The 11,386-nt window shown below is 49.6% G+C and carries 11 protein-coding genes; 2 read left to right on the plus strand and 9 right to left on the minus strand.

The window, feature by feature from the left end; translation table 11 throughout:
• Positions 1-279 precede the first annotated feature (279 nt).
• The 3 genes from ACNRUY_RS24080 to ACNRUY_RS24090 all read right to left on the minus strand — a co-directional run bounded on the left by ACNRUY_RS24080 (position 280) and on the right by ACNRUY_RS24090 (position 5,000).
• On the minus strand, positions 280-597 hold the full coding sequence (locus ACNRUY_RS24080) for a hypothetical protein (RefSeq protein WP_488114216.1): 318 nt from the start codon (positions 595-597) through the stop codon (positions 280-282).
• Between the two features lie 123 nt (positions 598-720).
• The gene (locus tag ACNRUY_RS24085) at positions 721-1,131 is read right to left on the minus strand and encodes a hypothetical protein (RefSeq protein WP_488114217.1); all 411 of its coding nucleotides are present in this window, start codon (positions 1,129-1,131) and stop codon (positions 721-723) included.
• A 1,187-nt stretch (positions 1,132-2,318) separates the two neighbouring features.
• The gene (locus tag ACNRUY_RS24090; RefSeq protein WP_488114218.1) at positions 2,319-5,000 is read right to left on the minus strand and encodes a DUF5906 domain-containing protein; all 2,682 of its coding nucleotides are present in this window, start codon (positions 4,998-5,000) and stop codon (positions 2,319-2,321) included.
• 591 nt (positions 5,001-5,591) lie between these two features.
• Here ACNRUY_RS24090 and ACNRUY_RS24095 point away from each other — a divergent pair.
• Positions 5,592-6,158, plus strand: a complete 567-nt coding sequence (locus ACNRUY_RS24095) for a hypothetical protein (RefSeq protein ID WP_488114219.1) — start codon at positions 5,592-5,594, stop codon at positions 6,156-6,158.
• Positions 6,159-6,177: 19 nt separating this feature from the next.
• Here ACNRUY_RS24095 and ACNRUY_RS24100 read toward each other — a convergent pair whose 3' ends face one another.
• The 5 genes from ACNRUY_RS24100 to ACNRUY_RS24120 all read right to left on the minus strand — a co-directional run bounded on the left by ACNRUY_RS24100 (position 6,178) and on the right by ACNRUY_RS24120 (position 9,076).
• Entirely contained in the window at positions 6,178-6,588 is a 411-nt protein-coding gene (locus tag ACNRUY_RS24100) for a CC0125/CC1285 family lipoprotein (protein ID WP_488114220.1), read from the minus strand.
• Between the two features lie 84 nt (positions 6,589-6,672).
• On the minus strand, positions 6,673-6,882 hold the full coding sequence (locus ACNRUY_RS24105; protein ID WP_488114221.1) for a hypothetical protein: 210 nt from the start codon (positions 6,880-6,882) through the stop codon (positions 6,673-6,675).
• Positions 6,883-7,229: 347 nt separating this feature from the next.
• A complete protein-coding gene (locus ACNRUY_RS24110; RefSeq protein WP_488114222.1) occupies positions 7,230-7,703 on the minus strand; it encodes a hypothetical protein in 474 nt (157 codons plus the stop codon).
• A gap of 451 nt (positions 7,704-8,154) precedes the next feature.
• Positions 8,155-8,442 carry a ribbon-helix-helix domain-containing protein gene (locus tag ACNRUY_RS24115; protein WP_488114223.1) on the minus strand — a complete coding sequence of 96 codons (288 nt, stop codon included), beginning with the start codon at positions 8,440-8,442 and terminating at the stop codon, positions 8,155-8,157.
• Entirely contained in the window at positions 8,435-9,076 is a 642-nt protein-coding gene (locus ACNRUY_RS24120) for a division plane positioning ATPase MipZ (protein ID WP_488114224.1), read from the minus strand. Before ACNRUY_RS24120 ends, ACNRUY_RS24115 begins: the two co-directional genes overlap by 8 nt.
• Positions 9,077-9,157: 81 nt before the next feature.
• Here ACNRUY_RS24120 and ACNRUY_RS24125 point away from each other — a divergent pair, with 81 nt between their 5' ends.
• Positions 9,158-9,601 carry a thermonuclease family protein gene (locus ACNRUY_RS24125; protein ID WP_488114225.1) on the plus strand — a complete coding sequence of 148 codons (444 nt, stop codon included), beginning with the start codon at positions 9,158-9,160 and terminating at the stop codon, positions 9,599-9,601.
• A gap of 63 nt (positions 9,602-9,664) precedes the next feature.
• Here ACNRUY_RS24125 and ACNRUY_RS24130 read toward each other — a convergent pair whose 3' ends face one another.
• Complete coding sequence (locus tag ACNRUY_RS24130; RefSeq protein ID WP_488114226.1) at positions 9,665-11,161, minus strand: protelomerase family protein; 1,497 nt, start codon at positions 11,159-11,161, stop codon at positions 9,665-9,667.
• Positions 11,162-11,386: the final 225 nt, after the last annotated feature.

The following is an 11,386-nucleotide window of genomic DNA, read 5'->3' on the forward strand; positions in this document are numbered from 1 at the left end:
TATACAACTGTGTACCATATCTTATAAGATATGGTACACAGTTGTATATGATGTGGTGCACAGTACTACTTAAAGTGGTGCACAGTTGGGTTTGCAGTGGTGCACACTTAGCATAAGGCGTGTTATAATGATGCACAGTAACTTGTTATAGTGGTGCACACATGATAATTAGATATATTTAAATGGTGCACAGTGATGGGTTTTTTTTATATGTATTTTTTTTTAGCACTTATATAGTGATGCACACTAGTGATAGGTATAAAAAAGGGGATGTTAAACTTACTTTGCTATCGGCCTGACTTCCAGCCTCGTTACATTCGAATCCTGAGGCTCTGTCAGTATCTTTTCTTTGGGGGTCGTGTGGATCTCCTGCCTGAATACAAACGTCTCCGATTCATTTAGCGCGGATCTATCGACGGCTTTTGACAGTATGTAAGGCAGGAACTTGGCCATGGTGTCCAGCTTGTCTTTCGGGTCCTCAATCTGGCTCAGATACTCGGGGATCTTCTGTAAGTCACCTTTCATGGCAGATTTCAGTATTTCCCTAACTTCACTTGTTACTCGGTTGGGCGTTCCTGGTGGTCGACCTCCTGACATCTGATATCTCCTGTACTGGATGGGGCCCCCGGATCGTTCTGGGTCCCCCTGGTTGGACACGGGGGTTAGTGCACACGGGTGTATCTATAGGCCGGTTGCACACGAAAAAAATTTTTCTGAAATTCAGGGGAGGGACTGTGCTCTCCTGCCGTAACAGTCTTCCGTATCCTGGCGGGTTGCTCTGGCTTCAATCGGTTCTGCTGGTGGACCGGATGCGGGTGGCTGCTGATGTTCTATCACTCGGGGCTCCATGCTTCCCTGAGGGAACTCAAAGTCCCCTACGATGTTCCTTCTGAGGACGTTCCTGCTGTCAATCTTCTCCTCATACATGATCCTCACCTGCTTCCCTAGCAGCTCCTGAGCCCGCTCATAAGTGCAGTCAAACTTTGTCACTCGCAACAACAGTCCGTCGTTCGTTCGGAAGATGAGCTTGGTGAACGGTGCTCCATGCTTGGAGACTCCCGAATGCTCAATGGATCGGACGATCCCCTCTGTCTCATACAAATCGGATGTGTCTGGCCTGCGAATGTTCATAGGTCTGATCTGACGTTCATGGATTACATGGGTACATGGATGTTAGCCCAGGAGAGCTGTCTGCGACGGCCTGAACCTTTGCAAGCGAACCGATCAAAAGAAAGACCGGTTTTTTATCGAGTTATATCCCTGACCATCAGCTTTGGTGTGTTTGCCAGTCTTTACCCCTCTTTTCTTTGGAAAGTTGCTTTTGTCCTCTATAGCCCTTGTTGTATCAGTATTAGTAGTTCTGTATCAGGTAAGTATCAGGTTGTGTATCAGGTTAGTGTTAGCCTGTATCCCCCGTTGTATCAGGTGTATCAGGTTAAAAGGCTGTTTTTATAAGTTGCAGGTATTTTTATTTTTTTGTGGTTTTGGGATTTTTGGATTTCGGATTTCGGATTTCGGATTTTTTTCTCCCTGGTGACTTCACCCCCATTTTTCCTGTTTTACATGAAACGCCTGATACAGCGGGGGCTGTAGAGGATTTTTTTACCTGATACAGCCTGATACGGGCCTGATACGCCTGCCACAAAACTGTTTTTTTTAGTGTTTTCGGAGTCCAAAAAGTCGCTCCGGAGTCCGAAACGGGTTTTTCGGAGTCCAAAAAGTCGCTCCGGACTCCGAAATGGGGTTTTTGGAGTCCGAAAAAGTCGCTCCGGACTCCAGACGGTTTTTTTGAGCCCGAAAAAAACGGGTTTTGACTCAGAAACTGATACGGCGGGGGCTGTAGAGGGTTTTTACCTGACACAACTACTGGAAATCTGCTTTTTTTTTAGGTTTCGGACTCCAAAAAAAGTCGCCCCGGATTCCGAAAAAAGTCGCTCCGGATTCCGAAAAAAGTCGCTCCGGATTCCGAAAAAAGTCGTTTTTTGGAATCCGAAACGGGTTTTTCGGACTCCGAAATGGGGTTTTTGGAATCCGAAACGGGTTTTTCGGACTCCGAAATGGGGTTTTTGGAGTCCGAAAAAGTCGCTCCGGACTCCGAAACGGGTTTTTTGGACTCCGAAAAAGTCGCTCCGGACTCCGAAATGGGGTTTTTGGAGTCCGAAAAAGTCGCTCCGGAGTCCAAAAAATCGGAAAAATGGGGATGCGTATCGGTTTTTTCGCCGTTGTATCAGGTTGTGTTGCAGCGGTTCTTTTTTTGGAGGGTTCATGCCAAAGCTACGCCTCAACAAAGACGTAGCGGTTCAGGCTGCGTTTTGGGGTCACTCCCAGTCGATGGGGCCTCTCAGGAATTGCTCAAAGGATTTTCGTGCGTGCTCTAAAGAAGGGAATAGTCTTACCCTTTCCGGGCTGCTGCTTCTGCCAGTTCTGTGCATTGTTGTTTTTATACCAGCTCTGCTTAACGCCCTTCCTATGGCTGTAGCCGGGTTGCCATAGAGCGGCTTCATCTTTCTTTTATCCATCCATTCTTCACACGCCTGGTAGCAGTCCTGGTTGTCCATCCACTTGGGCCATGACCCTGCAACAATGCCTTTGTTCACTAATAGGTTGTATACCCAGCGTTCTTCAGGCTTGAGGTTGTCGAGCTTCTGCTTCACCAGCTCTTCTGTGACGGGTGCGTGGTGTGGGTCGAATTGTGATATGTCTAAGGCCAGGAGATACTGAAGCAGTTTGCTGGCAAACTGGTGGTGATCGGGGTGGGATTGTTGCATGTAGGCCCGTTCTGAGAAGTAAGCCCTGTTCTGTTTTACGTGCTCCGAAACGCTCAGGAAAAAATACCTTCGGTCGTCATTCTCGACCACAACAATATTCTCGCTGTTGCTGGCCATGAAGATACGCATCTTGTTAGGGACCCTGATGCTGTCGATCCCTTTTCTCTCGATCCGCATGTAGTTCTCGGAGATGAGTCCCTTGAGCATATCGCTGGCTTGTTTGCTGCCTGCAAAGGCTTCGTCGAAGAACACCAGTGACTTTGATTCAAGTGCTGCGTTAAATCTGCCTGTCACATCGTTTGAGTTGGTCGTGGCAAGGCCGTGGGCTCCCATGATGGTTAGCAGTGGAGCCATGAATGTTCCCTTGCCGACCCCTTGTCCAGCCTTGAGGATGACGGATACAGACGGTTTCTCCCATGGCTTTTGAACCATGTGGGCAATGTATCCGATGAGATACTTGAAGCTCCGTTCATCGCTGGCGCAGATAACGTCTCTGAGGTGGGCGATGTATTGCTCCAGTTGCTTGTCTTCAAACAGGTCTGTCGGCTGGCTCTGGGTGGGTTCAATTCCGAATCCCTGCCATATATTGAGTCGGCCTTTGGGGGTAACTGTCAGGGGAGGTAATGCCGGGTCAAAGTCGAGGGTTCCGTCGATGAAGTTTGCATCGGGGCTGTTCAGCCAGACTTCGCCCCTGGATTTCAGGATGGGTTCTCCGTTTTTTCGGTATCCGACACAGACTTTTGGCGAGTGGCTCCATTTCAGTTTGAATTCTTCCAGGGTAAAGAACTCGGGTTGCAGGCCGGTTCCCACGTCGGCACTGATCATTCTTACGACGCGGTTCTTTCCGCCAATGATGATGTGGTAATAGCTCTGGTTGAGTTCCTGCACACATTGGCTCACATCTTGGCTGACTTCTTGGTTCACCTGTCGGGTAAAGTGTGCACCCCTTTCTTCTTTGGACGGTTGCTTTTCCTGTCTTTCCTGCGGCTCCCTGGTTGCCGGTTGTTTCATATCCTCATGCCGTTTGACCAGGGATTCCCGGGTTTGGGTATAGGCCTTCTTGATGATGTCGGTTCCGCCGTCCGTGTTGAGGACATCGAGCCAGTCAACGCTTTTGTCACCTTTCGGGATGGGTAGGGGAGGCATTGCGATAGCGGCGGGGATTCCTGCGTCAGTGAGTCGGCTGACCAGTTTTTTGGCGGACTTGTTGCCAGCACCGCTTTTGTCCTTGTCGGCCCATACGATGACGGCCTTTGTATCGGGCGAGGGCACGAATTGTTCCATGATGCTGCGTGTTCCGCAGGCAGCGACCGGTTCGGGCAGTACGGATTTGATGGCCAGCATGGTTTCCACGCCTTCGCCGACGTGTTCAATGCTGCCTTTTCCGGGCATTCTGACGGCGGACCCGTTCATGGTGGCCTGCGCTTTTGACAAGGGTTTGGAGTCAGCGTCTTTTCCGGCACTGTCGGTAATTTTTGCTTTGTTGCCGGTGTCCTCTAGGAATATGCGAATGATGCCGCCGAGGGTTCCGTCGGCGAATGTCATTTTCCCGACCAGGCATTCTCCCCGGTAAACCGTTTCCCCTTTGGTCATGTATTTGGCGTTGGACAGTGACCGCAGTTCATCGGGCAGGTTGTCGGTAGGGAGTCCTCTGTTTTGCAGGTAGGTCAGGGCCAGTCCATCAAGGGGGCGTGACTGGTTGAGGGCGAATGCGGGGAATCCGCTTCCTGTCTTGACCTTCTTTTTCTTGGCAGGTTTCGGGGTGCTGGGTTCCAGCTCTGCGATACGGGCGAGGTTTTGTATCAGCTCGTAGTCGGGTTTGTCCTTGCCTTCGAGTTTCAGGATCAGGTCGAGAGGGGGGAATGATCCGCAGGTGTTGCAGATAGCGATGGCGCTGGATTTGCGATTGCTGTCGAAAGCATCATCGAAGAGACGGAATCCGTCGCCATTGATGCCGTCGTGGAACATGCAGGGGACGTGTGTACCTGGCTTGGCGTGTGCGTCCAGTGCATCGGACAGTTGCGGGTAGATCCTCAAGGCTTCCAGCCAGAGTCCTTTGCGATCCAGTGTTTTTTTTATGTGTTCCAGGTCGTAGCGGTATTGTCTGTTGCTGGTCTGGCCTGGGGTTTTGTTTATTGCCCGATGTTCGCCGTCATTAATGTGATTTTTGACGATCTTTACGTTATTTCGGGTTTGGTTATCTGTTACACTGTTGCGGTCTGCGTATGACACGGAATGTCTCCAATCCATGCCGAAGGAAGCAAAAAGTAGCGGAAATGTATTCCCCTTCGTTGGGGGTGTGTTACGATTCCGCTTAGGGTAATCAATACAGATTGTACTGACTGCCCTCAGCCTCCTCCGGCTGCGCCAGCTCTGTCAGAAAACCCATCCGCCAAGATAAGAGTTCTGATAAAGCGACATATAGTGAAACGCCTCGGTTCATCCCGGGGCGTTTTGCTATCCCCTTTCCGAAAACCCCGCCTGGTCTCTGGCAAGATTTCCAGCACTTTGTGTGCATGGACAAAGTGTTAGCCCAGTATAAAACGAACGCTTCTGAAAAATCGCCTACAGAATTTTGTTTCTTTTGAGAAGGGCATTAAGAGAGTTGGTCAGGTGTCTTCTTTTTTTGTGCCTGGAACGAACAAAGCCTTCGTCTGGTACGACTGTCGACGCTCCAATTGCGTGATGTGGTTCACCAGCTCGAAGGCTTTGTCCTGATGGTAAGGGGCTGTTTTCGGTTTTTCAATTACCTTTTTTCTTTGGTTGGTCTTTTCTTGTAAGTCGGTTGTCTTGTTTTGTGATGCAGGAGACGGGTCTGTGTGCATGGGTGGTGATGAGGATCATGTAGAAGAGAGCGCCTATGAGCGGGCCCTGGTGGAAATAGCCGAAAAGCGGTTGGGTGAGTACAAGGAGATGTATGTGCCGCTGGAATACCGGCAGATGGCGGACATAGAGCGGTTTCGGTCGGACACGTTCAAGCAGGGGAGCATGGACAAGTCGGTGAACGCGGCCAGGATGCAGACTCCGGGGACGGTGGTTGCCGGGCCGGGGATGGACCCGGGATCCGGCAACTTCATGGTGGCCAGTATCGGCGCAGAGCAGCAGGCAGGATCGGCGGCCGGGATGGGTGCAATGGCGGGCCTGCAGAGTGCCGAGGATTTATACGCCAGTGGGACACTCGATCTGACGGCCATAGGACGCGGTCAGACGGCCACTTCGATGAAGCTAAACCAATCCATGGCTCAACAGCAAGCGGGCGTCCTGGCGGCTGAGAAGGCCGCTCAGCAGCAGGCAAACAGTGCCATGTACGGAGCGATCGGAACAGTGGCCGGTGCGGCGGCTGGATATGGATATGACAAATACAAGGCAAGGCAAAACAAGCAAATCTGAATAAAAATCCAACAACTTTTTAGTCTGGACAGATAGAGCTGATGCCATACCCGCGTCCTAGTCCATTGGCTAAGATTTTTGCGCTGTAATAGTCGCCTGATTGATGAGTGTGCAGTTTTATTTTCAAGGTAGTTCCAGAAAAGTATTCAGCGGAGGTTTTGCCTGTTGTTCTGAACTGGTTGTTTTTCATAACTTCGAAAAATGGATAACCCGTTTTACAAGCTATCTGTGCAGATCTGAGCAAGGCGTAGTCTTTGGAGGTTTGAGCATGAGTGCTGTAGTTAACTACGGCTGTAACTTCATACATGGTTTCGTTGACTTGTGTTTCTGAATACCCTCCCCAGGCTGTCATTGGTTCGTAGGGAGTAGGGGCAACACCACACCCACCCAGCATCACGGCCAGGGAGGTGGTCAGGATCAATCGTTTCATGGTCGTCACCATGGGGATGGAGGGGCGGATGGTACTCAGAAAGGGAAGGGGGAACCAGTGGTGCTGTTTGTCACTGGTGTTGTCTCAGGAAGCTGTTTGCTGGTCAGGTATCAGGCCAGGGGGATTCTTTTTTTCGTCAACCACCTTCCTATATTCCCTGAAACCCTGATCCAGTGCAGGCACGACTCTGGGATTGTCCAGTGCATCCAAAATAGCACGAGCTGACGATTCACTTAACTTAATAGTCAGCTTAGATTCATCATATTTGCCCACTAACCGGCTCATTTCACTCATAGGTTGGCGCCCTTTATCTTTGGCGGGTGGTGTGTTCCAGGTGAAACTGGGAAGGCTTATGACAACGGCAGTCCTACGCACTGCAGACCTACACTCAGCCGTTCTGCAGTGGGAGCTGGAACACGACTTCAGGTGAAACCAGGCAGGTTCATGACAGACCTGATCCTACGCGCTACAGGCCTACACTCTACCGTCCTGTAGTGGGAGCTGAAGTAATTGGATTCTATGGGAGAGGATCGCACCCTCTCAACCTTCTCCGGTAGAAAGCCCACTTAGTCAACTCAAGGCCGATAAAGCCGGAAGCCTGAGTCCGAACGGGGAACGTGGCCATAGAATGTCTTGGATATTCACTCGGCGTTTGAAATGGTTTTGAGTATTTTGGCTACTGTCATTTCACGCATCATGCTTCTGATACGGATAGCGTTGCCGGTGTCTCTGAGTGCTTCAGCCATGATACAGGTTTTTGTTGGCAGCTTGTTCCTGTTGCTTAGCCATACGGCCACTTCTGCCCAGCTCCATTTTTCTCCGTAGAAGGGGGCTGGGAAGTCTTCGCTGCCGGATTGCTGTCGGCTGTAGCGGCTGATGCTCATTTTGGTCAGGCCGCTTCTTTCGGCGATGTCGGATACGGTGACTGCATCGCTTTCCACCAGTGAAGAGATGAATACGCCTGTGCTTTCAACGCGGTGCATCTCATCCAGTATTACCTGTCTGTAGTCATCACAGTGATCTTCCTGGAAGAACTCCAGGGTGATGATGTCATTGTGTGCAGAGATTTCGGGGTAGTCACAACCAGCTTCGATCAGGCTGTCGGACAGATCCATTTGTTTTTCAGCATCAAACCTGCCTTGCAGGATGAGGCCGAACTTAAATGTGTTGTCGCTCATGGCGTTTTACTCGTCGTTATGGGGGCAGTTATCGACGTATTTCTTCAGTTCTCTTGCGTGCCGGTCTGGGTCCCTTGGAGTACTCCAGACAGACTTTCTCCTGCATCCGTCAGGGGACATAAGAGAGCAGGATATCCTTCCCCATGCGTGTGAGCTTTTCCCTGCTTTTGCGACTATCCATCCTTTGCTCTCGGCGTACCTGAGAGTTTCTTCGATAGCCTTGTTCGGGTGTCGTGGTCGTTCTGCCATTTCTCGGTGTTACACCTGTAACATTAGATGATTGATCGGAGCTATGTCAAATGACATATTTCATCCTGTTGCCTTGGATGTGCTCTTGTCGTCCCTTATCTATCTTTGCTTTTGCAGTAAACTGTTTACTGTTTACTGTTTACTGTTTGCTGTTTACTGTTTTTAGATACTCCTCTAGCGCAGCCCTTGCTATCGCTGCCATAGAGCGGCATTCATGCTTGGCTCGTTTCCTCTTTTTCGCGAGTTCTTCCAGTTCGTCATACATGCTTTGCGGCATGGTGAAGGTGATTCTTTCCAGGGGCTCTTCTTTTTGGAGAGTTGTCTTTTCCTTACCGTAGGGTTTGTCGGCGAGGGTGTTTGCGAGTGCTTCAGCGGCTTCGGAATCGACGGTTTTTCGCCTTGCCTGTTGGGAAACGGTCTTAACCATTGAACACCTCCTGATACAGGGCTTCTACTTCCTCAATGGCGTTTTTGTTGGAACTTTCCAGAACAGAAAGGCCATCGCTCATTACGTCCCGGTAGATTTTTCGGTATCGACCGGAGGCTTCCAGGGGGCTGAGTTCCGGAAATTCGGCAACGTAGTTCTTGAAGTCGTTCCTTTCGGCTTCGATGACCTGGACATTGGTGGAGGCCATGGTTTGATAGACCAGGACTTTGAGTTCCGGATTGAGGTCCTTTACCCGGGTAATTTGTTCCTGAAGTTCTCCGAGGGTGTCCAGGTCGAGCTGGCTGCATTGGTGGGGCGCAATGATGGTGTCGGCGACGGTGGCGGCGGTGATCATTTCCCGACTGTTGCGACCGGCAACATCCACGATGACGTGGGTGAATTTTTCGTTGAGGGCCTGGAGGGTTTTGGTCAGGTTGTCGTATTTCTGGACCAGGGTGATAGCTGGGTTTTTGTCGGCGGCTTCTCTTTCCTGGTGCCATCTGGCGGCACTGCCTTGTCGGTCTGCATCAACCAGGCAAACGTCATTTCCTTCTTTGGCCAGTGCAACGGAAAGGTTGCAGGCAATGGTTGTTTTGCCTGATCCTCCTTTATTACTGCCTATCAGTATGATCATAGAGGGTCCTTTTTGTTTTGCGGTTTACTGTTTACAGTTTACTGTTTTTTTTATTTTAAACTGAATAGCCAGGGGAAAGGAATGCTTCCAGGGATTCGCCGACTTTGTTTTTTTCTTGCAGCCCTTTCGGGGGCTGGTTTTGCCTGTGGCCAGTTCGCTTATGGTGATGTGACGGTTGCCCGGGTTGTCAGCGTTTATGATGCCGATACGTTCCGGGTGGATATTGAGGGCTGGCCTGATCTGGTGGGGCGTAACATGCCGATCCGGGCGAATGGCTTTGATGCGCCTGAGATCCGGGGGAAGTGTGAGTCTGAGAAGGTGGCAGCAAAGCAAGCCAGGGAGTTAACGGTTAATGCTCTGGCTGGAGCGCAGCGTATTGAGTTGCGTGATATTCAGCGGGGGAAGTATTTCAGGATCATTGCGGACGTGTACGTGGATGGTCGGTCATTGAGGGACCTTCATTTGTCGGCGGGGACTGCTCGGCCTTATGACGGTGGTCGTCGTGCGGGTTGGTGTGGGAATTAAGGCCCCGGTGGGTGCCGGGGTATTTTTTGTCAGTGGGCGCAATCCTGGTTGATGGTTTACTTCTCAACTGGCATCTTCTTCTGAGTTCTCGATGCCGATCCGCTCCAGGTATCCTTTCACGGTGTTGATATTGATCCGTTTCCCGTTGACGGGGATTCGGCAAAGTCTTCCTGCCGTCATTTCTTCGGTTTTAATGTGTCCTCCTTCAGCCATTTTGATAAGTGTGCTGTGCAATACGTGGGTGGCCTTGGCTCTTTTGTTTTCCAGCACATCGTCTGTTTTTTCTTTTAATAGCCGTACAAGATCGTTGTCTACTTTATCCTGGGATTGGGTAGGGGCTTCTGCTCTTTCTATAGAGCGATCGAGTTCGACTTGTTTGTAGTTGCGAGAGGCCCCGAAACCATCATCCCTGTAGCCTAGAATTTCCGTTGTGTAGGAATCCTCACTCCTTCCTTTTGGTAAGTTTTCTTTGTTCTTTTCGTAGGCCAGTGAGCTGTACATGGCTCTCATTGATTTGCAGGTTACGCCTGGAATCCCGAGCCATCGGGCATAAACGTCGTTGATCATTCGGTTGGAGTACTGGGTTACGGCCCGGTTGTGCTGGATATCGGTTTTGTCATGGTCTTCGTCTCCTATCTTTACTGTCACAATGTCTCCGAGGACATCAGGATATTCCAGTTCTGTGTCTGCAACGGCCGCCTGTACGTGTTCGATAGCCGCTATTACTTTTTCGACTGTGCACTTATTGACAACGACTGGGATAGGGTAGGCTGACAGATCCTCATGGAGTCCTCGATCCCTTGTTTTTAGCTGTCCATCGAACAGGACAGTATTTTTGTCGATCTTGTCCAGCCTGGCAGTCTTTAATATTTCGGTAGGCCTGCGTCCAGTGACAGCTATTAATGCGGCTGCTAGTTCCTTCCAGTCTGCCTTTTTGTCGAGTATGGTTTTCTCTGCTTTGTCGATGATGAAGTCAGGGTTAACTCTTATACGGCTATCATGCTTTTTTCTGAGTGTCTTTTGCTCTTCAGAATTCACCAGTTTGGACAACATAATGGTGGCCCCATGCAGTTTGTAATAAGCATGATGTTCAGGTGTTATCTTGCTCATGACTATCTTGACTGCTGAGTTGCGTGCTTTTTTAGCGTGAATCCTATAAAGACGCTTCAGGGAGTCTCTAATGGTCCCCATATCGTCATATTCAAAGAGTCCAGAAACGTCCGGAGAGTCCCCTAAAACCTCATATATTTCTTCTTTTAGGCTTTCCATTGTCTTCTGATAGGCGTGATTTGGTACGTTTAGTGCCAAAATCCCGTTTTTATAGTTGCGGATGACTTCTCTGGCTGTGTTTATTCCGCTTTTTTTACCCTTATATTCGTACTCTGTGACCCAATTATTGCCTTGGGATTTAAGCCTTCGACTTTTCATTTCTATCCCTAATTTTTTCAGCTCCCTTGCTACTTTTTTGTTGATAGCGTTTACAGGGTTTTCTGCGTCCAGGGCAACCAGGTAGTCCACGATCCTCTTTGTATTCTCAAGCCTTGATTTTATTACGTCCACTTTATCGCCTCTTTTTTTAAATAATTTACTGTGTACCACATAATATATCTAAAAAATAGCCTAGTCAATAACTGTGTATCACTTGGTGTAAATGATATGGTACACACTTTAACTGTGCACTATATAAAAATTCCAAATGTGCATCACTTTATATAGTCAACTGTGTATCACGCAACACCCTTAACTGTGCACCATATCTTATAAGATATGGTGCACAGTTAAGGG

It is taken from the genome of Endozoicomonas sp. Z74 (assembly GCF_057680865.1).

What these genes read in the sequence shown, in the direction of transcription:
- ACNRUY_RS24080 (WP_488114216.1), bottom strand. Translation starts at nt 597, where the DNA reads ATGTCAGGAGGTCGACCACCAGGAACGCCCAACCGAGTAACAAGTGAA.
- ACNRUY_RS24085 (WP_488114217.1), bottom strand. Translation starts at nt 1,131, where the DNA reads ATGAACATTCGCAGGCCAGACACATCCGATTTGTATGAGACAGAGGGG.
- ACNRUY_RS24095 (WP_488114219.1), top strand. Translation starts at nt 5,592, where the DNA reads ATGGGTGGTGATGAGGATCATGTAGAAGAGAGCGCCTATGAGCGGGCC.
- ACNRUY_RS24100 (WP_488114220.1), bottom strand. Translation starts at nt 6,588, where the DNA reads ATGAAACGATTGATCCTGACCACCTCCCTGGCCGTGATGCTGGGTGGG.
- ACNRUY_RS24105 (WP_488114221.1), bottom strand. Translation starts at nt 6,882, where the DNA reads ATGAGTGAAATGAGCCGGTTAGTGGGCAAATATGATGAATCTAAGCTG.
- ACNRUY_RS24110 (WP_488114222.1), bottom strand. Translation starts at nt 7,703, where the DNA reads ATGGATCTGTCCGACAGCCTGATCGAAGCTGGTTGTGACTACCCCGAA.
- ACNRUY_RS24115 (WP_488114223.1), bottom strand. Translation starts at nt 8,442, where the DNA reads ATGGTTAAGACCGTTTCCCAACAGGCAAGGCGAAAAACCGTCGATTCC.
- ACNRUY_RS24120 (WP_488114224.1), bottom strand. Translation starts at nt 9,076, where the DNA reads ATGATCATACTGATAGGCAGTAATAAAGGAGGATCAGGCAAAACAACC.
- ACNRUY_RS24125 (WP_488114225.1), top strand. Translation starts at nt 9,158, where the DNA reads ATGCTTCCAGGGATTCGCCGACTTTGTTTTTTTCTTGCAGCCCTTTCG.